This is a genomic window from Salipiger pallidus (assembly GCF_014643635.1).
In the GTDB taxonomy this organism is placed as follows: domain Bacteria; phylum Pseudomonadota; class Alphaproteobacteria; order Rhodobacterales; family Rhodobacteraceae; genus Salipiger; species Salipiger pallidus.
Genome location: NZ_BMJV01000003.1, coordinates 206,760 through 229,984 on the forward strand (window position 1 = coordinate 206,760; position 23,225 = coordinate 229,984).

The following is a 23,225-nucleotide window of genomic DNA, read 5'->3' on the forward strand; positions in this document are numbered from 1 at the left end:
CTCAGCGGCGCAGGGTGTCGCCGTAGCTGATCTTGGGCGAGAACTCGATGATCTTTTCCGGCGCGGCGTCGCCGTTCTCGACCCGGGCCCAGATGATCTCGGCGGCCTTGCGCCCGATCTCGGAGCGCATGGCGTCCATGGTCGCGAGCTTGCGGGGGAGGCCCTGTAGCAGCTCAATGCCGTTGAACCCGGCAAGGCCGATGTCGCCGGGGATGTTGCACCCCTGTTCGTGCAGATAGAGAAGGCCGCCTGCACCGATCATGTCGTTGGAGTAGTAGATGAAATCCAGCTCAGGCTCACGCTCGAGGATTTCCTTGGTCATTTCCGCGCCCTTGGCCAGCGCTGATCCGCCGCTGTAGAATTCCTGCGCCATGACCTCGACGCCGCCCTTGGCCAGCGCTTCGGTGAAGCCCTCGAAACGTTTGCGGGCGCGGAAATCGAGCGGCATCTTCGTCCCAAGGAAGCCGATCTTCTGGTAGCCCGCCTTGAGGATCGCGGTCGCCATCTCGCGGCCTGCACGTCGGTGGGAAATGCCCACGGCGGTGTCGATGGGAGTGCCATCGGTATCCATGATCTCGACCACCGGGATGCCGCTGGCCTTGAGCATGGCCTTCGACGCCTCGGTGTGTTCGATGCCGGCGATGATGACGCCCGAGGGCCGCCAGGACAGCATCTCGTAAAGGACACGCTCTTCCTTTTCAGGCTCGTAATCCGTGACGCCGACCACCGGCTGCAGTTCGGTATCCTCGAGCACGGAGGAAATGCCGGCCATGACCTCTGGGAAGACCATGTTGCGCATGGAGGGGATGATGACCGCCACGAGGTTCACCCGCTGACTGGCCAGCGCCCCGGCGATCTTGTTGGGAACATAGCCCAGCTCCTTGGCGGCCTCGAGCACCTTCTTGCGGGTGGCCTCGGACACGTCCCCCCGGTTGCGCAACACGCGGCTCACGGTCATCTCGGATACGCCGGAAGCCTCGGACACGTCTCTCAGGGTCAGGGGGCGGGGATCGTCATCGGCCACGGTATGTCTCCTCGGCATTTCAGGCTGTTGCGATGTTAGCTGTTACACCGGCGCAAGCAAGTCGTGTATGATCCGGGTCAATATTTGCCGCATGTGGTGCGCTTCCAGGAGGCAGGGTGGTCTTGCACCGAGTGCCTCACCGCCATAGACAAGGGCAGACGGCTCCGTGGCTCAACTGGATAGAGCAGCCCCCTCCTAAGGGGCAGGTTGCAGGTTCGAATCCTGCCGGGGTCGCCATTATTCTGCTTCAGAATCGGATATGTCCTCTGACCAGCCACAAGCCTCCGCAGGGTCGCTCTGTGACAGATGCGTTGGGTCGGATGCATGCCAGGCGCGCCAGTGGCCCGGGACGTCGGGGGCCAGCGGGCTTGCTGCGGCGCGGGCGTTCATGGAATTCCTCGCGGCGTTCTGACGCGCGGTCGCTCAGGACCTGGGCGCGTTTGATCTCCGTACGGGGATCGATCCACAACGTCAGCGCCTGCTTTCGTGCCTCGCTCGCCTAGGCCAATCCCTCGGGAAGGCGCGACGGAAAGCCTTGGGGGAAGCTTCGCTGTCATCATTCATGACATTTCCCCCCGTGTTCTGCTGATCTTCGGGCCATATGCCGGCCCGTTCGGGGTAGGGCGGATCCGCATCCGTGGAGCATTGCACGGACCCGGGCCCAAGCCCTCCAATCACGCGCGCAACCACGGCGGGAGCGTTCCGTCTGGGCAACTGGCCGTCTCCTGCCGATCACCCGGCAGCCGCTTGCCGAGGGGTTCAGTGCAGGCCACAGTGGCGCAAAACCGAAGCAGGAGGCAGACATGCGATTCACCCGGCGGGCCATGATCACAGGCGGAGCGTCCCTGGCGTTTCTAGCTGGATGCGGAGGCGGCGCGGGGCCCGTCGCCATGATGGACGAGGGGCTCGACCCCGACCTGATGCCGCAGCCCAACGCCGGCTGGGATGCCTGGGTTGCCTCGTTCCGGGGCAGGGCGCAGGCGCAGGGCATCTCGGGGGCGACGCTGGACGCGGCCTTCCGCGGCGCGGGATACCTGCCGGGGGTCGTCACCCGCGACCGCAGCCAGACCGAGTTTACGCGCACGCTCGAGGATTACCTCGCCATTGCCGCGTCCGAGACCCGCGTTTCGGAAGGGCGCGCCAAGCTGCGCCAGCAGGCGGGCGTGCTCTCCGAGATCGAAGCCCGCTATGGCGTGCCCGCGCGGGTCGTCACGGCGGTCTGGGGCATGGAAAGCAACTACGGCAACCGCCGGGGCAACATTCCGGTGGTTTCGGCCACGTCGACGCTGGCCTATGATGGGCGGCGCGGTGAGTTCTTTGAACGCCAGCTGATGGCGGCGCTGCGCATCCTTCAGCGCGGTGACACCACGGCGCGCAACCTCACTGGCAGCTGGGCAGGGGCGATGGGCCACACCCAGTTCATCCCCACTACCTACCAGGAATACGCAGTGGATTTCCGCGGCGACGGGCGCCGCGACATCTGGTCCGAGGATCCCACGGACGGGCTGGCCTCGACCGCGAACTACCTGTCGCGCAGCGGCTGGCGCCGGGGCGAGCCATGGGGCGTCGAAGTGCGCCTGCCTGCCGGGTTCTCGTCCGGCCTGACCGGGCGCGGGACGCGACGGTCGGCCTCGGATTGGGCGGCCATGGGCGTGAGCCCGGCGGCGGGCGGATCGCTGCCTGCGGGCACCGGCTCGGTCCTCGCGCTGGCGGGGGTGGGTGGTCCGGCCTTCCTCGTTTATCGCAACTTCAACGTCATCCTGCGCTACAACAATGCGGAGAAATACGGCGTTGGCGTGGGACACCTGTCGGATCGCCTTGGCGGCGCGGGGCCGGTGCGTGGCACCTTCCCGCCGGATCGCTACGGTTTCACCATCGACGAACGCAAGGAGCTTCAGGCCTTGCTCAACCGGGCCGGACACGAGGCAGGCAAGCCGGACGGAGTGCTGGGCTCGAACACCGAAGCGGCGATCAGGGCCTACCAGCAGCGTTCGGGCATGGCGGTGACCGGCGAGCCATCGCGCGAGCTTCTGGTGCGCCTGCGGCGGGGCTGACCCCCTCATGGAAACGAGAAAGGGGAGGGCGCGATGCCCTCCCCTTTTGATGTTGCGGTGGCGCCTCGGGTCAGGCCGCGAGGCCGCGGTCGCCCATCTCGAGGAACTTGTCCCGGCGCGCCTTGATCAGCGCCTTGGGCTTCATGTCGCCCATTTCGTCCAGCATGGCCGAGATCATCTTGCCCACCGACGCGATGGTCGCCTCGCGATCGCGGTGCGCGCCGCCCAGAGGCTCGGCGATGATACGGTCGCACACGCCCAGCTTCTGCAGGTCCTGCGCCGTGAGGCGCAGCGCCTCGGCAGCTTCGCGCATCTTGTCGGAATCCTTCCACAGGATCGACGCGCAGCCCTCGGGCGAGATCACCGAGTAGACCGAATGTTCCAGCATGGCGAGCCGGTTGGCGGTGGCAAAGGCAACTGCGCCACCCGAACCGCCCTCGCCGATGATGACCGAGACGAGCGGTACGCCGATCTGCAGGCATTTCTCGGTGGAGCGGGCGATGGCCTCGGACTGGCCGCGCTCTTCCGCGCCCTTGCCCGGGTAGGCGCCGGGGGTGTCTACCAGAGTGATGACCGGGATGCCGAAGCGGTCGGCCATGTCCATCAGGCGGATCGCCTTGCGGTAGCCCTCGGGGCGGGCCATGCCGAAGTTGCGCTCGATGCGGGACTGGGTGTCGTGGCCCTTCTCGTGGCCGATCACCATCACGGGGCGATCATTGAAGCGCGCAAGGCCGCCCATCACCGCGTGATCGTCCGCAAAGCCGCGGTCGCCCGCAAGGGGGGTGTACTCGGTGAACAGCGCCTCGATGTAGTCCTTGCAATGGGGACGGTCGGGGTGGCGCGCCACCTGGCATTTCCGCCACGGGGTGAGCTTCTTGTAGAGGTCCTTGAGCATGTCGCGCGCCTTGCGGTCGAGCGCGGCAGCCTCATCCCCGACGTGCATTTCTTCGTTGTTGCGCGCCATGTTGCGCAGCTCTTCGGCTTTGCCTTCGATTTCGGCAAGCGGTTTTTCGAAGTCGAGATAATGCGTCATGGACCTTGGGTACTCTTGTTTCGCGTGGCCTATATGGCGATTTGCGCGGCGGGATGCAATGTCGCAGGCCCGATCAGGCGATAAGCACGGGGTAGAGCGAGATCACCAGCAGCAGCGCCGCGGCGATGTTGAAGATCCGCAGCCGCCTGCGGTTGCCCATAACGCGCCGCGCTTCGCGCCCCAGAACGGTCCAGGTGGTGGTCGAGACCATGGACATGGCAAGAAAACAGGCCGCCACCCAGAGCACAGATGCGAGACTGCGGTCGGCGGCATAGAGGGTGATGGCGCCAAGGGCCATGGACCAGCCCTTGGGGTTCACCCACTGGAAGGCCGCCGCCGGGAAGAAGCCCAGCGGCCGAGCGCGCCCGGGTTCATTTTCATCGGGCGGTGCTGCGCGGGCGATGCGCAGCGCGAGCCAAAGCATGTAGAGCACCGACACCACGCGCATCACGTCATGCGCTGCGGGGTAGCGGTCGAAGACCTGCATCGCGCCAAGCCCGACCAGCACCAGCATCAGAGGGTAGCCAAGGGTGATTCCGGCCATGTGTGGCAGGCTGCGGCGGAAGCCGAAAGTCGCCCCCGAGGACATGAGCATGAGGTTGTTGGGTCCCGGCGTGATGCTCGAGACAAGGGCGAAGGTCAGGATGGCCAGCAGCAGCTCGGGTGTCATGTGGGCTCTCGTGGCGGGGAAGGGGGAAGGGCCGGTTCGCCCTCTGCCCTGCGGGCATTCACCCCGCAGAATATTTACAGCAAATGCAAACAACAGGGCGGCGCCATGGGTATTGCCCGGCGCCGCCCCTTCTTCTCTTTCCAAGTACGCCGGGGGAGCCCCGCAAGGACGGGGGCAACGCCCCCTTCCGGCCTCTCCGTCAGATCTGGCGGACGGCACCCTTGGAGGCGCTGGTGGTCAGGGCGGCATAGGCCTTGAGGGCCTTGGACACCTTGCGCTTGCGCTTTTCGTCCGGCTGCCAGCCCTTGTCCTCGCGGGCGAGGCGGCGTTCGGCGATGACCGCGTCATCCACGGCAAGCTGGATCTTGCGCTCGGGGATGTCGATTTCGATCATGTCGCCCTCTTCCACGAGGCCGATGGTGCCGCCTTCGGCCGCCTCGGGCGAGACGTGGCCGATGGACAGGCCCGAGGAGCCGCCCGAGAAGCGGCCATCGGTTACCAGCGCGCAATCCTTCCCGAGGCCTTTCGACTTCAGGTAGGAGGTCGGGTAGAGCATTTCCTGCATGCCGGGGCCGCCGCGCGGGCCTTCGTAGCGGATCAGCACCACGTCGCCCTTGTGAACCTTGCCGGTGAGGATCGCCGACACGGCGGTGTCCTGGCTTTCAAAGATGCGCGCGGGGCCGGTGAACTTGAGGATGCTCTCGTCCACGCCCGCCGTCTTCACGATGCAGCCGTCCTCGGCAAGGTTGCCGAAGAGTACCGCAAGGCCGCCATCCTTGGAGAAGGCATGGTCTGCGTCACGGATGACGCCGTTCTGGCGGTCGAGGTCCAGCGCATCGAAGCGCCGCTCGGTCGAGAAGGCCTGCGTGGTGCGCACGCCGCCCGGGGCCGCGCGGTAGAAATCATGTACGGTTTCCGAGTTGGTACGCGACACATCCCAGCGGTCGAGCGCGTGGGCCATCGTTTCGGCATGCACCGTGGGCACGGAGCTGTTGATCAGGCCCGCCCGGTCGAGCTGGCCGAGGATGGCCATGATGCCGCCCGCGCGGTGCACGTCTTCCATGTGCACGTCGTCCTTGGCGGGCGCGACCTTGCACAGCACCGGAACCTGACGCGACAGTTTGTCGATCTCGGAGATGTCGAAGTCGACCTCGCCCTCGTTCGCGGCTGCCAGCAGGTGCAGCACCGTGTTGGTCGATCCGCCCATGGCAATGTCGAGGGTCATGGCGTTCTTGAACGCCTCGACCGAGGCGATGGAGCGCGGCAGCACCGAAGCGTCGTCCTGCTCGTAGTAGCGCTTGGCGAGGTCCACGATCAGGTGGCCGGCCTCGACGAACAGGCGCTTGCGGTCTGCGTGGGTCGCAAGGGTCGAGCCGTTGCCGGGCAGCGACAGACCAAGCGCCTCGGTCAGGCAGTTCATCGAGTTGGCGGTGAACATCCCCGAGCACGAGCCACAGGTCGGGCAGGCGGCCTCTTCGATGGCCTGCACCTGTGCGTCGGTGTACTTGTCATCGGCAGCGGCGACCATGGCGTCCACGAGGTCGAGTGCCTTTTCCTCGTCGTCCCATTCCACCTTGCCGGCTTCCATCGGGCCGCCCGAGACGAAGACCACGGGGATGTTGAGGCGCATGGAAGCCATCAGCATGCCGGGAGTGATCTTGTCACAGTTGGAGATGCAGACCATGGCGTCGGCGCAGTGGGCGTTGACCATGTATTCCACGCTATCGGCGATGATCTCGCGCGAGGGCAGGGAATAGAGCATGCCGTCGTGGCCCATGGCGATGCCGTCATCCACCGCGATGGTGTTGAATTCCTTGGCGACGCCGCCAGCCTTTTCCACTTCGCGCGCGACCATCTGGCCCAGGTCCTTGAGGTGGACGTGGCCCGGCACGAACTGGGTGAAGCTGTTGACGATGGCGATGATCGGCTTGTTCCAGTCGCCATCGGTCATCCCGGTGGCGCGCCACAGGCCGCGGGCACCGGCCATGTTGCGGCCGTGGGTGGTGGTGCGTGAGCGATAGGCTGGCATGGGTTCTCCCCCTCTTGGGTGTCTGGGGGCTGTGTACCGCCTGCGATGCCATGCGGCAAGAGTGAGCGCTTTCAGTGGAAATCACGACTCGGGAAGAGCCGCTTTGCCTGTTCGCGCGGATGTCGGGCCGATCCGCGGATGCTGCCGCCGGGGGGGCGGCGGGTCTCGTCGGCGCGGCCATCGTTGGTCTCGATCACGACGGGGCGGCCAAGCTGAGACAGCCATGGGGACAGATCCTCGATCTGCTCGGCGATGAGGTGGGTGACCCCGTCCGCCCGTTGCAGCCGCCCGCGCACCCGCAGAAGCCGGCCCGCGATCACCGCCTTGCGGAAGCGTTCGTAGACCTTGGTCCAGACCACCACGTTGGCGCTGCCGGTCTCGTCCTCTAGTGTCAGGAAAATCACCCCCGAGGCGGTGCCGGGTCGCTGCCGGGTGATGACCAGCCCGGTGATCGCGGCCCGCCCCTGCACGGGGCGGGCGGTATCATTCAGAATCGAATGCGGCAGGCACCCTTCTAGGCGGGGGCGCAAAAGCTCCACCGGGTGGGCTCGCAGGCTGAGGCGGAGCGACAGGTAATCCTCGATCACCTCCTCGCCGAGGGTCATCTGCGGCAGGTGCGCCTGCGGCTCGGCCCCGCCTTCACCGTCCGAGCCGAACAGCGGCAGCGGCGCCGGCGCCCGCAGCGCGCGGGCCTGCCACAGCGCCTCGCGGCGCGACAGGCCAAGAGGGGCGAAAGCGTCGGCCTCGGACAGCCGTTCAAGTGTGTCTGGCCCCACGCCAGCCCGCCGCCAGAGGCTTTCCACGTCCGGGTAGCCGTTGCCCCGCGCCGCGACGATCCACACGGCGTCTTCCTCGCGCAGGCCCTTGATCTGGCGAAACCCCAGCCGCAGGGCCAGCGCGCCGTCGGGCCGCGCCTCTAGCGTGCAATCCCATGACGAGTGGTCCACCGACACCGCGCGCACCTCGACCCCGCGGTCGCGGGCATCGCGCACCAGTTGGGCGGGGGCGTAGAACCCCATGGGTTGGGAATTCAGCAGCGCGCAGGTGAAGGCCGCCTGGTGGTGGCATTTCAGCCATGCCGAGACATAGACCAGCCTCGCAAAGCTGGCCGCGTGGCTTTCGGGAAACCCGTAGGAGCCGAAGCCTTCGATCTGGGCAAAGCAGCGCGCGGCGAAATCCGCCGCATGCCCCCGCGCCAGCATCCCCGACACGAAGCGATCACGGAACGCACCGATGGTGCCCATGCGCTTGAAGGTGGCTAACGACCGGCGCAGGCGGTCCGCCTCGGAGGGCGAGAACCCCGCCGCCACCACGGCGATCTGCATCGCCTGTTCCTGGAACAGCGGCACGCCGTAGGTGCGGCCCAGCACCTCCATCATTGCGGGGCCGAGGTCTTCGATCTTTTCCTTGCCCTGCCGGCGGTTGATGAAGGGATGCACCATGCCGCCCTGGATCGGGCCGGGGCGCACGATGGCCACCTCGCAGACCAAATCGTAGAAGGCGCGCGGCTGCATCCGGGGCAGGAAGTTCAGCTGCGCGCGGCTTTCCACCTGAAACACCCCGATGGCATCGGCCCGGCAGAGCATGTCGTAGACCCGCGTGTCGTCGGTGGGCACATTCGCCAGATCAAGCCGCAGCCCCCGGTGATCGGCCAGCAGGCCAAAGGCCTTGCGAATGCAGGTCAGCATCCCCAGCGCGAGGATGTCGACCTTGAGCAGCCCCAGCGCGTCGATGTCGTCCTTGTCCCATTCGATGATGGTGCGGTCCTCCATGGCGGCATTCTCGATGGGGCACAGCTCGTCCAGCCGCCCTTGCGTGATGACGAAGCCGCCCACGTGCTGGCTGAGATGGCGCGGAAAACCGATGATCTCGGACACGAGGCGGGCAGCAAGGCGCACCCGGTCGTCGCCGGGGTCCAGGCCCGCATCGCGCATCCGATCGTCATCGGGAGCGGACGAGGAATGCCCCCAGATCTGCCCCGAGAGCCGCGCGATCACGTCCTGCGACAGGCCCATGACCTTGCCCACCTCGCGGATCGCGGCGCGGGACCGGAAGTGAATCACCGTCGCCGTTAGCCCGGCGCGGTGGCGGCCGTAACGGTCATAGATCCACTGGATCACCTCTTCGCGACGTTCGTGTTCAAAATCCACGTCGATGTCGGGTGGCTCGCCCCGGTCCTTCGAGATGAAGCGTTCGAAGATCAGGGTGATGCTTTCGGGCGGCACCTCGGTCACGCCCAAAAGGTAGCAGACCACGGAATTGGCCGCCGATCCGCGCCCCTGGCAGAGGATCCCGCGCGAGCGGGCGAAGGCCACGATGTCGTGCACCGTGAGGAAGTAGGGTGCATAGCCCATGTCGTCGATCAGGCGCAGTTCCTTGTCGACGCGGGCGGTAATGGTCTGGGGCGGGCCGGAGGGGTAGCGCCAGTGCAGCCCCTCGCGGGCCAGCCGTTCCAGCCGGTCCTGTGCCGGTTCGCCGTCCTGCGCTTCGTCCGGGTACTGGTAGCGAAGATCGTCAAGCCGGAAGGCACAGGCGCGGGCGATCTCGGTGGTGCGGCGCAGGGCGGCGGGATAGCGGTGGAACATGCGCGCCATTTCGTGACCCGGTTTCAGCCGGTGTTCGCCATGGGGCAGGCGGCGGGTACCGATGCCGTCGATGGTGCAGCCCTCGCGCAGACAGGTGAGCACATCCGCAAGCGGCCGCCGCGCAGCGCGGTGCATGAGTACGTCGCCTACCGCGACCATGGGCAGCCCGGTGGCCTGCGACAGCGCCGCCAGCCGGTCAAGCCTTGGCTGGTCGCGCCCGTCATAGCGCGGCGCGGCCCCCACGAAACAGCGCCCCGGATGGCGCTGGTGCATCCGCCGCAACGCGCCGTCATCGGGCCGCGTGGCGAAGGGATCGGGGGGCAGGGCGATCAGCATCATGCCGGTGCAGGCCTCCAGCAGATCGTTCATGTGCAGAAGGCAGTCCCCCTTTTCGGCCCGCCGCTTGCCCAGTGACAAAAGCAGCGTCAGCCGCGACCAGCCGGCCACGTCCACCGGCAGCGCCAGCCAGTCGGTGTCGCTGTCCGCCAGCACCAGCCGCGCCCCGGTGACAAGGCGTGGCAGTTCTAGATCCGGCGGGATCTGCGGCGCGTCGGTGGTGCCAAGGTCGACCTCCTGCCGCGCGGAATGGTCCGTCACCCGGCGCGAGCGGATGGCGGGGCCCGCCGCTTCGCGGGCCTCGTCGCGCAGGCGGGTCAACTCTTTCAGGGCCGAGAACGCCCGCACCACCCCCGCCACGGAATTGCGGTCGGTGATGGCAATGGCCTCAAGGCCCAGTTCAGCGGCACGGATCACCAGCTCCTCGGGGTGGGAGGCTCCGGTGAGGAAGGTGAAGTTGCTGGTCACGCACAGCTCGGCATAGGCGGTCATGCGAATTCCCCCTGAACCTGCCACCCCGGGGCCTGCGGGGTGTGGAACAGCCACAAGCGCGGGCCTTGGGCGGTTTCGACCCGCCAGTAATCGCGCAGGCCCGTGCGCCAGTTCGGATCGTCGAACCACCATTCGGGGGCGATGCGTTCGGGGCCGGTGGCGCGCAGGGTGGTGAAGGCCATGCGCCGCCAGCGAAAGCTGGCCGGGGGCTGGCCGGGGCGGGTCATGCCATGGGTGAGGGCAGGCTCCGGCGGGAACAGCACCAGCGGGCGCTCCGGCCCTTGCCGGGGCGGAGCGCCTTGGGCGGTGGAATAGGCGGCGGGGGCGACAAGGAAGCTGCGCTCGGGGATCGAGCTGTGTGCAGGCAGCAGCCGCAGCACCCGGTCGAACCCCAGCCGGTTGCCGATGCGCGAAAACAGATCCGCCAGCGCATCCTCGGGCGATGGCCCCCCCTGTGGGCCGCCGATCTGTTCGGGCGCCATGGCTTCGGTCACATGGGCCACAAGGCGCAGCGCCTCGATGCCAAAGCCCGCCTCGATCTCGTCCACGCCCCGCGCGAACAGCGCGGCGATGCGGCCGGGGTCGCGCATGGGGCGGGCAAGACCGATCTCGACCGTCGCGGTTTCCCGGTCCACCCGCTGCAATTCCAGCCTTAGCCGCCGCGCCCCCCGGCGCTGGGCGGCAAGCTTTGCGCTCAGCCGCTCGAGCAGGCGGGTGAGCGCGGCCATCACGTCGTCCTGAAGGCCGATGGGCTCGGGCAGGCTCATGCGGACGCCGAAATGAGGGGGCTCGCCCTCAGGGGACACGGGTTCGGGCTGAAGCCCCAGCGCCTGATCGAGCCGCAGCACGAGGCCGGGGCCGAAGCGTCGGGCGAGGGGGGCGCGGGGCTGGCCCGCAAGGTCTCCGATCCGGCGCAGGCCCATGCGGACCAGCGCCTGCGCGGTGCCATCGTCGATGCGCAGGGCGGTGACCGGAAGATGCGCCAGCCCCTTCGCCAGCGCCCCCTCGGGCAGGATGCCGCCGCCGTGCCGGGCCAGCGCATGGGCCGCGCCCCGACTTTCGGCGATACCGCTTTGTGCCGCCAGCCCCGCCCGGTCGAGCCGTGCGTGCAGATCCTCGCGCAGCGCGTCCTCGCCGCCGAAAAGATGCGGCACCCCGGTGATGTCGGCAATCAGCCCGTCGCTGCCATCCCGCGCCACCATGGGCGCATAGCGCCCGGCCCAGCGGCGCAGCGCATTGAGGGCGGCCGCCTCCTGCACGAGGTCGGCGGGGCGGGAAGCAAGCTCGGGACAGATGGCGCGGGCATCGGCAAGCGCCATGCCGCGATGCAGCCCCCGCGTCTCGGCGGCGGGGTTGAGGCAGTGCAGATGGTCGGCATTGCCCGCGCGGAGACTCAGCGCGAACGGCCCCTCAAGGGGCCGCCTGCGCAGGCTTATGTCGCTCGCAAGCCTCTGAAACCATATGGAAAGCAGCCGTCGCGCCATTCCAGTTCACGCACCAATCCTGACATGTTCCTGATTTGTTCTTTATAAGCTGCCACGCCTGCGGGGTCGAGTCCCGACCTTGCGCCGCCTGCGGATCGCAGCGCCAGCGGGTCTCGGCGGCGTTGCTGCCCTGTCCCTCGCGGATCAACATGAGGCCGGTGGTCCGCCCCCCCTCAGCCGCCAGCTGAAGCCGCCGTCCGGCGGTCAGTGACAGCTCTTTTTCAGGCTCGGCGATGACGAGACCGGGAGCGGGGCTGCGCAGCGCCTCTTCGGCGGACCAGAGCAGATCGACCTCGGAGCCGGGGCGCAGCAGGTGCAGGCGTGGGCCGACGCCCTCGGGCAGGCCGCGCAGCATCGGCAGTTCTGGCAGGTGGCCGGGCAGGATCCAGATCACCGGGCCGGGATGGCGCGCCGCTTGGAACAGCGCAAAGGCGCGCTTGCCGCGGCCCTCGGCCTCGTGGACGCGGGCGGGGCGCAGGGTGAAGGGATCGGCTGGGGCGGGTCTGGGTGACGCAGGTCTGGCGGTTTCAGGCGGCATCCTCGCGCACCCCTTCGGCGACGATACGAAGGCTGCCGTCCGGCAGCGGGCGTTGCAGGGCGCGGGCCTCGTCCCACGGCGCGGTGAGCCATGTCCGCCACTCGGCGGGCGTGGTCAGGATCACCGGCATCGCCTTGGGGTGGACGGGGGCGACCTCGGCATTGGGATCGCAGGTAAGGAAGCCGTAAAGCTCGGCGGTGACCTCGCCTTCCTTCAGCTTGCGGATCGAGGTCCACTGCGTGCGCAGCCCGGCAAAAAGGGCCTGCGGGCGGTCTTCGCCCAGTGAGAACCACACCGGGGAATTGCGCGGCGCGCCCCGGCGCTGGTCGAGTTCCGAAAAGCTGGTGAAGGGCACGAGGCAGCGGTGCTCGGGCCCCAGCCAGCGCCGCCAGTGCGGCGAGCCGGTGTTGCGGATGTTGGTGACGCCCTTGTCGGTGCGCTTGCCCTCGAGGAATTTCGGCGGCGTCGGCATCCCCCAGCGGGCCCGGGTGAGTTGCCAGCCCCTGTCGTGCCGTCGCAGGATCGGCGCGGGGTAGTCGGGCCAGATCCCGGCCATGGCGGGCAGGTTGCCGACATCGTCGACCACGTCTTCGCCGTCGTCCAGCATGTCGGAAAAGACCTGGCGCATGGCGTCCTGGCTCTTGGTCTGGGAATAGAGATTGCACATGGGGTGGCTCCTGCGGGCAGCTGAGGAATCACGAAGGTATTCCGGGAACAATGCCAGAACATTTTCGTCCATGAAAGGGGGCTGGCCCGTCTTGACGCGGTCTCCAAGACCGTGACGAAGCCGAAGCCGAAGCCGAAGCCGAAGCCGACGGAAGGGCAAGCCCCGCAACTGCGGGTTCCCGGGACGCGGCTCCACCCGAGATCAGCTTGGCCCGCAACCAACCATCCCCGAGAGCCGCTGGCGGGGCAGCCATTCTGGAGGCGTGTCATTTCCGTTATCAGTCAGTCCAGAAATCTGTCGGGCTCGGGGCAAGCTCGTCCAAAGTGAGGCAGACCAGGAGCGCGATCAGCCGTCCTCGAAGCAGGCGGCGCGGCCGTCGCGCTGGATGGTGGCGGCGCCGTCGCGGATCTGGCCGGAGCGGCGCTGCACAAAGCCCGACGGGTTCGAGGCGGAGCGGTCCTTGGGGTCGGGCAGGATCGCCGCCAGCCGGGCCGCCTGCGTTGCCGACAGGGCCGCCGCGCTGGTGCCGAAGTAATGCCGTGCCGCCGATTCGACGCCGAACACACCTTCGTCGAACTCCGCGATGTTGAGATAGACCTCGAGGATGCGGCGCTTGGGCCATATCGCCTCGACCGCCGGGGTGATTACCGCCTCGAGCGCCTTGCGGGTCCAGGTCCGCCCTTGCCAGAGGTAGGCGTTCTTGACCACCTGCTGGCTGATGGTGGACGCGCCGCGATTTCCGCCAGCGTCGATGGCTGCGCGGATCGCCTTCATGTCAAAGCCCCAATGGGTGCAGAAATTGGCATCCTCGGCCGCCACGACCGAGCGCAGCATTACAGGCGCGATCTCGTCCACGCCGACCCAGATCTGGTCGACCGGCTGGCCGAGCCGGCGGCCTTCAGACCACATGGTGTAGGTCGTGGGCGGTGCCACCACCCGGTAGAGGACCACCGCCAGAAGCACCAGCGCCGCCACCACCAGCACCGCGCGCAAGACCATGCGGCTGAACCATCGCGTGGATCGGCCACGGCGACGCGGGGCAGCATCTGCTGCCTTGCGGGGGGTCTTGGTGGTTTTTTTCGCTGCTCTCGCCATGGGCGCAGATTTGCATATGGCGGCGGCGTGGAAAAGGCGGCTTTGCCCCTTGGATGGCGAAACCCGGTTCGGCTGTTGCAAACCGGGCTCCGCCTCCCCTCCGTGGATGAGGGGCCTTGGAATACAACTCGTCACCGCACTCCACATGCCGTTCCTAGAACACAAACCCGGAACAAATGGTTTATGCCGTGAAATTCGCGCCGGGGGAGAAAATACGACAGGAAACCTGCCTGAAAGGGGTGACGCGCGGATCATCTGCCCCAAAAAGCAACGCGCCCGGCACAGGGCCGGGCGCGTCTGTTCATCATGTGGATTGCGATCACTCGGCGGGGATCGCGGTGCTCTCTTCGATTCCCAACGGGTGGGCGATCTTGTTGAGCATCTCCTTCGGGCAGACCTGCAGGAAGTGGCCCTTCTCAAGCTCCCAGTGCTGCAGGATGTCCTGCGCCTTGCGTGACCGGGTCTCCGCGACGTGGCGTTCGATAAGGCCCTTGAGCTCTGCTTCCCAGTGCTCGGACGTCACGGGGCAGGTGACGAGGCTTTCCATGTTCATCAGGGCCTGCGCCTTGCCCTCGGGATCGTAGAGATAGGCCATGCCGCCGGTCATGCCGGCGCCAAAGTTGGCCCCGATCTCGCCAAGGATCACCGCGATGCCGCCGGTCATGTATTCACACCCGTTAGAACCGCAGCCCTCGACCACCACCTTGGCACCCGAGTTGCGCACCGCGAAACGCTCACCGGCGCGGCCCGCGGCGAAGAGGTAGCCATCCGTCGCACCGTAAAGAACGGTGTTGCCGATGATGGTGTTGTCCTCGGCCTTGAGCGGCGAGTTCATCGGCGGACGCACCACGACGGTGCCCCCGGACAGACCCTTGGCCACGTAGTCATTTGCATCCCCGGACACCTCGATCTTGAGACCCGGAGCGGCAAACGCCCCTAGCGACTGACCGGCGCTGCCCGTCAGCTTGATGTGCAGGTGGTCGGGCTGAAGCGCGTTGCGCATGCCGAACTTGCTGACGATGTGGCTCGAGGTCCGCGTGCCCACGGTGCGGTGGGTGTTTTCCACCGCGTAGCTGAGCTGCATCTTCTCGCCATCCTCGAGGAAGCGATGACCGTCGCGCACGATCTCGGCGTCGAGCGTGTCGAGCGCGGGGTTCCGCGGCTTGGAGCGGTCGTAGACGATGTCGTCGGCCCCATCCACGCGGATCAGCAGCGGGTTGAGGTCGAGGTCATCAAGATGTTCGGACCCACGCGACACCTGGTGCAGCAGGTCGGCACGGCCAATCACGTCGTTCAGGCTGCGGGCACCGATGGAGGCGAGGATCTCGCGCACTTCGGTGGCGTAGAAGGTGATGAGGTTCACCACCTTGTCCGCGTTGCCGGTGAACTTGCCGCGCAGTTCCTCGTCCTGGGTACACACGCCCACGGGGCAGGTGTTGGACTGGCACTGACGCACCATGATGCAGCCCATCGCGATCAGGGCGGCGGTGCCGATGCCGTACTCCTCGGCGCCCAGCATCGCGGCCATGACGATGTCACGACCCGTGCGCAGGCCGCCGTCGGTGCGCAGCGTCACACGGTCCCGCAGCTTGTTCATCGCAAGAACCTGATGCGCCTCGGTGAGGCCCATTTCCCACGGCAGACCGGCGTGCTTGATCGACGTCGCCGGAGACGCCCCGGTGCCGCCGTTGTGGCCCGAGATCAGGATGATGTCGGCCTTCGCCTTGGCAACACCAGCCGCGATGGTCCCCACCCCGGAGGACGCCACCAGCTTCACCGTCACCTTGCAGCGCGGGTTGATCTGCTTGAGATCGTAGATCAGCTGGGCAAGGTCCTCGATCGAGTAGATGTCGTGGTGCGGCGGCGGCGAGATCAGCGTCACGCCCTTGGTGGAATGGCGCAGGCGGGCGATCAGGTCGGTGACCTTCATCCCTGGAAGCTGGCCACCCTCGCCGGGCTTGGCGCCCTGCGCGACCTTGATCTCAAGCTCTTCGCAGTGGTTGAGGTATTCCGCCGTGACGCCGAAACGCCCCGAAGCCACCTGCTTGATCTTGGCCGACGGGTTGTCGCCGTTGGGTTCCGGCACAAAGTGCGCCGGATCCTCGCCGCCCTCGCCGCTGTCCGACTTCGCGCCGATGCGGTTCATGGCAACGTTCAGCGTCTTGTGCGCCTCGGGCGACAGCGCGCCAAGGCTCATGCCCGGCGTCACGAAGCGCTTGCGGATCGAGGTGATGCTCTCCACCTCTTCCAGCGGGATCGCCTTGCCGATGGGTTTGAAGTCCAGCAGGTCGCGCAGGTGGATCGGCGGGTTGGCCCGCATCGCCTTGGAATAGGTCTTCCACAGCTCGTAGGACGCCTTGTTGCAGGCCGCCTGCATAAGATGCATCGACTGGGCACCCCAGGCGTGGGTCTCGCCCGACTTGCGCGCCTTGTAGAAGCCGCCGATGGGCAGCACGTCGCGCCCGCCCTTGTAGGCCAGACCGTGGATTTCCTCGGCCTTGTTCTGGATGCCGTGCACACCGATGCCGGAGATGCGGGACAGCATGCCGGGGAAGTATTCTGCCACCATGGCGCGGCTGAGGCCCACCGCCTCGAAGTTGAGACCGCCACGGTAGGACGAGATCACCGAGATGCCCATCTTGGCCATGATCTTGAGCATGCCCTGATCGATGGCGTCGCGATAGCGGCGCACGTTTTCGGTCAGGGTGCCGTCAAGCAGGCCGCGGCTGATGCGGTCGGCAATGCTGTCCTCGGCAAGGTAGGGGTTCACGATGGTCGCACCGCAGCCCACGAGGACCGCGAAGTAATGCGGGTCGATGCATTCCGCCGACCGCACGCCAAGCGAGCAGAAGGTGCGCAGACCCTTCTTGGTCAGCCACGAGTGGACCGCCGACGTGGCAAGGATCATCGGCATCGCGACCTTGTCGTCCGATTGCAGGTGATCGGTCAGCATGATGTGGCCGCCGCCCGAGCGCACCGCGTCCTCGGCTTCCATGCGGATGCGCTGCAGCGCCTCGCGCAGGGCGCCTTCGCCGGCACCGGCGGGGAAGGTGCAGTCGATCTCGACCATGCTGGCGTTGAAGTGGTTGGTCAGCTCGTCAAGCTGGGCGTTGCCCACGAAGGGGCTGTCCAGCACGAGGATCTCGGTCTGGGAGCTCGATTCATCCAGCACGTTCTTGAGGTTGCCGAACCGCGTCTTGAGCGACATTACGCGGAATTCGCGCAGGCTGTCGATCGGCGGGTTGGTCACCTGGCTGAAGTTCTGGCGGAAGAAGTGCGACAGGGGCCGGTACTTCTTGGACAGGACCGCCGACGGCGTGTCGTCCCCCATGGAGGCAAGGGTTTCCTTGCCGTCCTCGGCCATGGGCGCAAGGATCTGTTCCAGCTCCTCGATGGAATAGCCCGCCGCGATCTGGCGCTGGCGCAGCTCGGGCCCCGAGAACATCGCGGTTTCGGTCACCTTGGACAGAGGGCCGTCCAGTTCCGAGATCTTGCCGACCCACTCACCGAAGGGTTGGGACGCGGCAAGCCGGTCCTTGATCTCGGTGTCGCGGTAGATCTTGCCCTCTTCCATGTCGACGGCAATCATCTGGCCGGGCCCAAGCGCGCCCTTTTCGCGTACGGTGGATTCGTCCACCGGCACCATGCCCGCCTCGGAGCCCGCGATCAGCAGGTCATCGCCGGTGACGACGTAGCGCATCGGGCGCAGGCCGTTGCGGTCGAGCCCGCCGCAGACCCAGCGACCATCGGTCATGGCAAGCGCGGCGGGGCCGTCCCACGGCTCCATCACGGAGTTCACGTAGGAATACATGTCGCGCCACGCCTGCGGCAGCTCAACCGCCTGGTTGGACCAGCTCTCGGGGATCAGCATGGTCTTGGCCATCGGCGCGTTGCGGCCCGCACGCACCAGCACTTCGAACACCGCGTCGAGCGCGGCGGAGTCCGACGCGCCGTTGGCGATGATCGGCTTGATGTCCTCGGCCATGTCACCAAAGGTCGAAGAGGCCATGCGGATCTCGTGGCTCTTCATCCAGTTGGTGTTGCCCTTGATGGTATTGATCTCGCCGTTGTGGGCCAGCATCCGGAAAGGCTGGGCCAGCCACCACTGCGGGAAGGTGTTGGTGGAATAGCGCTGGTGGTAGATCGCGAAGGCAGATTCGAAACGTTCGTCCTGAAGGTCCGGGTAGAATTCGCTGACCTGCTCGGCCAGCATCATGCCCTTGTAGATGATCGACCGGCAGGACAGGGAAGCGATGTAAAGCTCGTTGATGCCGGCCGCCTGCGCTGCCTTCTCGATGCGGCGACGGATGACGTACAGCTCGCGCTCGAAGGTCTCCTCGTCCACGCCCTTGGCGTTCGAGATCAGGATCTGCTCGATCTCGGGGCGGGTGGCATTGGCTTTCTCGCCAAGGCAGTCGACGTTCACCGGAACGTGGCGCCAGCCGTAGATGTAGTGGCCCATGCGCAGGACTTCGGTCTCGACGATGGTCCGGCAGGTTTCCTGCGCCGCGAAGTTGGTGCGCGGCAGGAAGACCTGGCCCACGGCCATCAGCTCGTTCTTGCGGGGGGCGTGGCCGGTGCGGTCGATCTGGTCGTAGAAGAAGGCGACCGGGATCTGCACGTGGATGCCCGCGCCATCACCGGTCTTGCCATCGGCGTCGACCGCGCCGCGGTGCCAGATCGCCTTGAGGGCGGTGATGCCCGCTTCGACCACCTTGCGCGACGGCTTGCCGTTGATCGAGACCACGAGGCCCACGCCACAGGACGAATGCTCATGTTCCTCGCGGAACATGCCGTTTTCGTTCATCCACTTGCGCTTGGCTTCCTCGGCTGCGACCCAGGTTTCATCGTACTTGGTCATGGCATTGCACCTCCATGCAAGGGCCGCGTGCTGCGGCCGGTCTCGTCACTCCGGCGCGGGGGCCGGTAAGGTCATTCCGGCGCGGGGCCGGTCAGGTCGGGTCGGGTCAGGCGTCGTCCACCTGAACCCCGTATTTCGTCAGGGTCTCGGCGCGGGTCATCCGCAGATGATCGCCCGAAAGCCGCCAGCAGTCCGGCTGCTGATCGGCAAAGATCTCGCGTTCGAGCACCAGCCCCGTGGCATCGTCGAGCGAGCCGAGGGTCACTTCGTAATCGCCGCCGCCATCTTCTCCCTTGTCGAAGCGGTACCAGAGCACCGATCCGCAGAGGCCGCAGAATTCGCGGCTGGCCCAGGCCGAGGAGCGGAAGGCGCGGATGTGCTCCGCCCCCTCCAGCGCCATGTCCGAGGCCGGGACCGTGGCGGCGAACAGCGCCGATCCGGTCCACCGGCGGCACTGCTCGCAATGGCATACGCCAAGGCCGGTCATGGAGGAGGCGGTGTAACGCACCGCTCCGCACATGCAGCCACCCGTCCGTTCCATACCGCAGCTCCTTCGGTCCGGGACGCCCCCATCGCACCGGGACGCCTTCAGCTTTACGAGAATACTCGCGAAACGCGCCCCGCCAGTGGCGGGGCATTCTGGATCACTCGGCGGCGATGACAGCCTGCTTGTCGAGATCCTGAAGCACGTGCTCGGCGCAGTCGCGGCCATCGCGAATGGCCCAGACCACGAGCGATGCACCGCGCACGATGTCGCCCACCGCGTAGACGCCCGGCAGGGCGGTGCGGCCGCTGGTGAACTCGGCCCGGATGGTGCCCCAGCGGGTCACTTCAAGCTCGGGCGCGCCCCAGAGGGTCGGCAGCTCTTCGGCTTCGAAGCCAAGCGCCTTGATGACGATGTCCGCCGGTTCGTCGTATTCCGAGCCGTCGATGATCTCGGGGCTCTGACGACCCGAGGCATCGGGCAGGCCAAGGCGCATGCGGTCCACGACCACGGCCGACACCGGATCACCCTTGAAGCTTTTCGGCGCGGTCAGCCATTCGAACTGCACGCCTTCTTCCTCGGCGTTCTGGGTTTCGCGCTGGCTGCCCGGCATGTTGGCACGGTCTCGGCGGTAGAGACACTTGACCGAGGTCGCGCCCTGGCGGATCGCCGTGCGCACGCAGTCCATGGCGGTGTCGCCGCCGCCGATCACCACGACGTTCTTGCCGTTCGCGTTCAGCTCGCCGCTGTCATACTCGGGGACGGTGTCGCCGAAGTTCGCCACGCGGTTCGATGCGGTGAGATAGTCGATGGCCTTCACGATGCCCTTGGCGCCTGCACCGGGGCCGGTAAGATCGCGGCTCTTGTATACGCCGGTGGCGACGATGACCGCATCGTGCTGGTTGCGGATTTCCTCGAAGGACATGTCCTCGCCCACGGTGCAGTTCATGACGAAGCGAACGCCGCCGTCCTCGAGCTGCTTCATGCGGCGCATGACGATTTCCTTCTCGAGCTTGAAGCCCGGGATGCCGTAGGTCAGCAGGCCGCCGCCACGATCGTAGCGGTCATAGACCGTCACCTGCACGCCGGCGCGGCGCAGCATGTCCGCCGCCGCAAGGCCGCCAGGGCCCGCGCCGATGATGCCGACGCTCTCCGAGCGTTCCACGGCGGGGGAGGCGGGCTTGACCCAGCCTTTTTCCCACGCGGTGTCGGTGATGTATTTCTCGACCGAGCCGATGGTCACGGTGCCATGGCCCGACTGCTCGATGACGCAGTTGCCTTCGCACAGGCGATCCTGCGGGCAGATGCGGCCACAGATCTCGGGGAAGGTGTTCGTCGCCTGGCTGACCGCATACGCCTCTTCGAGGCGACCGGTGGCGGTAAGGTTCAGCCAGTCGGGGATGTTGTTGTGCAGCGGGCAGTGGCTCTGGCAGTAGGGCACGCCACACTGCGAGCAGCGGCTGGCCTGTTCTTCGGCCTTGGCCGAAGCAAACTCTGCATAGATTTCGTCGAAATCTTCCTTGCGCGTCTCGGCCCCGCGTTTCTCGGGCATGTCGCGCGAGATCTTCACGAATTTGAGCATCGGCTGTTTCGCCATCTTCCTGGGTCTCCGAGCAAGTCCTTGGGTGCGGCTTGATTAAACAAGGAGAATGGAAAAGAAAAGTCAGATATGTTGACCTATATCCGCTTTATTGGCCTTGTCGGAGCCACCCCGAGGCAAAAACTTCACGAAATTAGGTCCGATGCGTTACCTAAATGCGTCTTTAACCACTTTTCACAAGGCGCTATAGCCTTGGAAGACAGGCTAGCGAACGGAATGCTCTCATGCCAATGCTTCAACTGATCCTGCTGGCCCTGATCCAGGGAATCACCGAGTTTCTGCCCATATCTTCGTCGGGACACCTGATCCTGCTGCCCGGCCTTACCGGTATGGCGGACCAGGGGCAGGCCATCGACGTGGCTGTGCACGTGGGTACGCTGGCGGCGGTGGTGCTGTATTTCAGGGCAGATGTCGCCGTGGCCCTGCGCGGCACCGGCCACCTGCTGCGCGGACGGCGCGATACCGAGGCCTCGCGGCTGGCGCTGGGGCTGGCGATTGCCACGGTGCCCGTGGTGATTGCGGGGCTGCTGCTGAAGATCACGGGTTTTGACGAGGCGCTGCGGTCCGTCGCCGTGATCGGCTGGACCATGCTGGGCTTTGGCATCTTGCTGTGGATCGCCGACCAGAAAGGCTCAGAAACCAAGAGAGAAGCCGACTGGGGCTCGATGGATGCACTCAAGATGGGGTTGTGGCAGGCGGTCGCGCTGATTCCAGGCACCTCACGGTCTGGAATCTGCATCACCGGCGCGCGGTTCATGGGCTACAATCGGCACGATGCGGCCAAGATTTCGATGCTGATGTCGATCCCGACGATCCTTGCCTCCGGCGCGCTGCTGGGACTCGAGGTCGCGTCCGAAGCGGATGCGCAGGTGGCCATCGACGGCGCTATCGGGGCGGTCTTTGCCTTCGGAGCGGCGCTGATCGCGTTGTCGCTGATGATGCGCCTGCTGCGGTCGGTCAGCTTCACACCTTACGTGATCTACCGCGTCGTGCTGGGTGCGGGCCTGCTGTGGTTCGCCTACGCCTGAGCGGCATGTCTGCAACGGATTGATCTGAAAAGGAACGGCCCCGGAGGTTGGGGACTCCGGGGCCAGGGCTGCGCGTGCCCGGAACGGCCGGGACGGGCCGTCGGGACAGGTTGGGCCTGCGCAGGAGCGTGGTGTCATCACAGCTGCGCGACACTTGCTTGAATCCTGCTAGTTCAATGACATTTAGAGGTAAATCGCCGGTCGTACGCCGCAGGCGTATTTCCGCTACAGAGGCTGGCAGTCCGGCGGAAAAGCGCCGAGTCGCCGCGCCGTTGGTGTGGATCACACACGGTGGTAGGGAGACCCAGCAAGAATTGACGCGGCCCGGTAGAGCTGTTCCGTCAGCATCACCCGAACCAGCATGTGCGGCCAGACCATCTTGCCAAACGACAGTGCCATGTCCGCCTCTGCCCGCAGGCCCGGATCGATGCCGTCGGCACCGCCGATGAGGAAGGCCATGTCCTGCACGCCGCCATCGCGCCGTTTGGCCAGTTCGTCTGCAAAATCCGGAGAGGTCACGAGGCTACCGCGTTCATCCAGAACGCAGAGCCGTGCGCCCGAGGGCAGGGCGCGGCGCAGCAGGTCGGCTTCCGCCGCCATACCACCGCCCTTGCGGTCCTCGACCTCGATCACGCGCAGGGGGCCAAGCCCCAGCGCGCGTCCGGTGCGGTCGAACCGCTTGGTGTAATCGTCGACGAGATCCCGTTCAGGCCCTGCCCGAAGGCGCCCGACGACGCAGAGATGTATACGCATGAGCCGGGGTCAGGACACCGGCTTGGCGCCGTCTACGGGCATCCACATCTTCTCGAGCTGGTAGAACTCGCGGACCTCGGGGCGGAACACGTGGACGATCACGTCGCCCGCGTCGACCAGAACCCAGTCGCCGGTGTCCTTGCCTTCGGTCTTCGCGAGGACGCCAAGCTTGTGCTTGAGGTCTTCGGCGACGTTGTCGGCAATCGCCGCGACCTGCCGCGAGGATCGACCGGAGGCGATGACCATCTGGTCGCAGACCGAAGTCTTGCCGCGCAGGTCGATCTGCACGACATCTTCCGCTTTCATGTCGTCGAGAGATTCGAGGATGGACGCCAGAATATCGGCGTTGGTGACCTCGGAAGTGGGCTGGCCGCTCATGGCTGCCCCCGGCTCGGCGGCGCTTGCCGCGTTCGCGTTAAGTGACAGGACATTGTCCTCCTTCATGACAAGCGCCGAAAGCCACCCCGGCGCCGGGCGTACCTACAAGATAGC

The 23,225-nt window shown here is 66.5% G+C and carries 16 protein-coding genes and 1 tRNA gene; 3 read left to right on the forward strand and 14 right to left on the reverse strand.

What is annotated here, in order from left to right:
• Nucleotide 1: 1 nt before the first annotated feature.
• Nucleotides 2-1,042 (reverse strand): LacI family DNA-binding transcriptional regulator, encoded by a 1,041-nt coding sequence (locus IEX41_RS09000; RefSeq protein ID WP_188789908.1) that lies wholly within the window; start codon nucleotides 1,040-1,042, stop codon nucleotides 2-4.
• Nucleotides 1,043-1,184: 142 nt separating this feature from the next.
• Between IEX41_RS09000 and IEX41_RS09005 the strand changes: the two genes are divergently transcribed.
• Both IEX41_RS09005 and IEX41_RS09010 read left to right on the forward strand, forming a co-directional pair.
• A tRNA-Arg gene (locus IEX41_RS09005) sits at nucleotides 1,185-1,261 on the forward strand.
• 566 nt (nucleotides 1,262-1,827) lie between these two features.
• On the forward strand, nucleotides 1,828-3,078 hold the full coding sequence (locus tag IEX41_RS09010; RefSeq protein ID WP_188789909.1) for a lytic murein transglycosylase: 1,251 nt from the start codon (nucleotides 1,828-1,830) through the stop codon (nucleotides 3,076-3,078).
• 70 nt (nucleotides 3,079-3,148) lie between these two features.
• Here IEX41_RS09010 and IEX41_RS09015 read toward each other — a convergent pair whose 3' ends face one another.
• The 11 genes from IEX41_RS09015 to IEX41_RS09065 form a co-directional block, all read right to left on the reverse strand.
• Nucleotides 3,149-4,111 (reverse strand): acetyl-CoA carboxylase carboxyltransferase subunit alpha, encoded by a 963-nt coding sequence (locus IEX41_RS09015; protein WP_188789910.1) that lies wholly within the window; start codon nucleotides 4,109-4,111, stop codon nucleotides 3,149-3,151.
• Between the two features lie 73 nt (nucleotides 4,112-4,184).
• Nucleotides 4,185-4,781, reverse strand: coding sequence for a LysE family translocator (locus IEX41_RS09020; protein WP_188789911.1), 597 nt, complete (start codon nucleotides 4,779-4,781; stop codon nucleotides 4,185-4,187).
• Nucleotides 4,782-4,980: 199 nt separating this feature from the next.
• The gene (gene ilvD / locus IEX41_RS09025; RefSeq protein WP_188789912.1) at nucleotides 4,981-6,810 is read right to left on the reverse strand and encodes a dihydroxy-acid dehydratase; all 1,830 of its coding nucleotides are present in this window, start codon (nucleotides 6,808-6,810) and stop codon (nucleotides 4,981-4,983) included.
• Between the two features lie 71 nt (nucleotides 6,811-6,881).
• A complete protein-coding gene (locus IEX41_RS09030) occupies nucleotides 6,882-10,223 on the reverse strand; it encodes an error-prone DNA polymerase (protein ID WP_188789913.1) in 3,342 nt (1,113 codons plus the stop codon).
• The gene (locus IEX41_RS09035) at nucleotides 10,220-11,707 is read right to left on the reverse strand and encodes a Y-family DNA polymerase (protein WP_188789914.1); all 1,488 of its coding nucleotides are present in this window, start codon (nucleotides 11,705-11,707) and stop codon (nucleotides 10,220-10,222) included. Before IEX41_RS09035 ends, IEX41_RS09030 begins: the two co-directional genes overlap by 4 nt.
• Nucleotides 11,634-12,245: an ImuA family protein gene (locus IEX41_RS09040; protein WP_188789915.1), complete on the reverse strand. Its 612-nt coding sequence runs from the start codon at nucleotides 12,243-12,245 to the stop codon at nucleotides 11,634-11,636. The genes IEX41_RS09035 and IEX41_RS09040 overlap by 74 nt, the downstream gene beginning before the upstream one ends.
• A complete protein-coding gene (locus IEX41_RS09045) occupies nucleotides 12,235-12,912 on the reverse strand; it encodes an SOS response-associated peptidase (protein ID WP_188789916.1) in 678 nt (225 codons plus the stop codon). The genes IEX41_RS09040 and IEX41_RS09045 overlap by 11 nt, the downstream gene beginning before the upstream one ends.
• A 345-nt stretch (nucleotides 12,913-13,257) precedes the next feature.
• Entirely contained in the window at nucleotides 13,258-14,007 is a 750-nt protein-coding gene (mtgA, locus tag IEX41_RS09050) for a monofunctional biosynthetic peptidoglycan transglycosylase (RefSeq protein WP_188789917.1), read from the reverse strand.
• A 319-nt stretch (nucleotides 14,008-14,326) separates the two neighbouring features.
• Nucleotides 14,327-18,868, reverse strand: a complete 4,542-nt coding sequence (gltB, locus tag IEX41_RS09055) for a glutamate synthase large subunit (RefSeq protein ID WP_188789918.1) — start codon at nucleotides 18,866-18,868, stop codon at nucleotides 14,327-14,329.
• 106 nt (nucleotides 18,869-18,974) lie between these two features.
• Complete coding sequence (locus tag IEX41_RS09060) at nucleotides 18,975-19,409, reverse strand: GFA family protein (protein ID WP_229673092.1); 435 nt, start codon at nucleotides 19,407-19,409, stop codon at nucleotides 18,975-18,977.
• 103 nt (nucleotides 19,410-19,512) lie between these two features.
• A complete protein-coding gene (locus IEX41_RS09065; RefSeq protein ID WP_188789919.1) occupies nucleotides 19,513-20,949 on the reverse strand; it encodes an NAD(P)-dependent oxidoreductase in 1,437 nt (478 codons plus the stop codon).
• A 227-nt stretch (nucleotides 20,950-21,176) separates the two neighbouring features.
• Between IEX41_RS09065 and IEX41_RS09070 the strand changes: the two genes are divergently transcribed.
• Entirely contained in the window at nucleotides 21,177-21,980 is an 804-nt protein-coding gene (locus tag IEX41_RS09070; protein ID WP_188789920.1) for an undecaprenyl-diphosphate phosphatase, read from the forward strand.
• A 282-nt stretch (nucleotides 21,981-22,262) separates the two neighbouring features.
• Here IEX41_RS09070 and rlmH read toward each other — a convergent pair whose 3' ends face one another.
• Nucleotides 22,263-22,733 carry a 23S rRNA (pseudouridine(1915)-N(3))-methyltransferase RlmH gene (rlmH, locus tag IEX41_RS09075; RefSeq protein ID WP_188789921.1) on the reverse strand — a complete coding sequence of 157 codons (471 nt, stop codon included), beginning with the start codon at nucleotides 22,731-22,733 and terminating at the stop codon, nucleotides 22,263-22,265.
• 9 nt (nucleotides 22,734-22,742) lie between these two features.
• The gene (gene rsfS / locus IEX41_RS09080) at nucleotides 22,743-23,177 is read right to left on the reverse strand and encodes a ribosome silencing factor (protein ID WP_373285624.1); all 435 of its coding nucleotides are present in this window, start codon (nucleotides 23,175-23,177) and stop codon (nucleotides 22,743-22,745) included.
• Between the last annotated feature and the right edge of the window lie 48 nt (nucleotides 23,178-23,225).

Bases quoted from the DNA above. Each gene is read 5' to 3' on its own strand.
- IEX41_RS09065 (WP_188789919.1), bottom strand. From the start codon at position 20,949: ATGGCGAAACAGCCGATGCTCAAATTCGTGAAGATCTCGCGCGACATG.
- IEX41_RS09035 (WP_188789914.1), bottom strand. From the start codon at position 11,707: ATGGCGCGACGGCTGCTTTCCATATGGTTTCAGAGGCTTGCGAGCGAC.
- mtgA (WP_188789917.1), bottom strand. From the start codon at position 14,007: ATGGCGAGAGCAGCGAAAAAAACCACCAAGACCCCCCGCAAGGCAGCA.
- IEX41_RS09010 (WP_188789909.1), top strand. From the start codon at position 1,828: ATGCGATTCACCCGGCGGGCCATGATCACAGGCGGAGCGTCCCTGGCG.
- ilvD (WP_188789912.1), bottom strand. From the start codon at position 6,810: ATGCCAGCCTATCGCTCACGCACCACCACCCACGGCCGCAACATGGCC.
- rsfS (WP_373285624.1), bottom strand. From the start codon at position 23,177: ATGAAGGAGGACAATGTCCTGTCACTTAACGCGAACGCGGCAAGCGCC.
- IEX41_RS09045 (WP_188789916.1), bottom strand. From the start codon at position 12,912: ATGTGCAATCTCTATTCCCAGACCAAGAGCCAGGACGCCATGCGCCAG.
- IEX41_RS09015 (WP_188789910.1), bottom strand. From the start codon at position 4,111: ATGACGCATTATCTCGACTTCGAAAAACCGCTTGCCGAAATCGAAGGC.
- gltB (WP_188789918.1), bottom strand. From the start codon at position 18,868: ATGACCAAGTACGATGAAACCTGGGTCGCAGCCGAGGAAGCCAAGCGC.
- IEX41_RS09040 (WP_188789915.1), bottom strand. From the start codon at position 12,245: ATGCCGCCTGAAACCGCCAGACCTGCGTCACCCAGACCCGCCCCAGCC.
- IEX41_RS09030 (WP_188789913.1), bottom strand. From the start codon at position 10,223: ATGACCGCCTATGCCGAGCTGTGCGTGACCAGCAACTTCACCTTCCTC.
- IEX41_RS09000 (WP_188789908.1), bottom strand. From the start codon at position 1,042: ATGCCGAGGAGACATACCGTGGCCGATGACGATCCCCGCCCCCTGACC.
- IEX41_RS09020 (WP_188789911.1), bottom strand. From the start codon at position 4,781: ATGACACCCGAGCTGCTGCTGGCCATCCTGACCTTCGCCCTTGTCTCG.
- IEX41_RS09060 (WP_229673092.1), bottom strand. From the start codon at position 19,409: ATGGAACGGACGGGTGGCTGCATGTGCGGAGCGGTGCGTTACACCGCC.
- IEX41_RS09070 (WP_188789920.1), top strand. From the start codon at position 21,177: ATGCCAATGCTTCAACTGATCCTGCTGGCCCTGATCCAGGGAATCACC.
- rlmH (WP_188789921.1), bottom strand. From the start codon at position 22,733: ATGCGTATACATCTCTGCGTCGTCGGGCGCCTTCGGGCAGGGCCTGAA.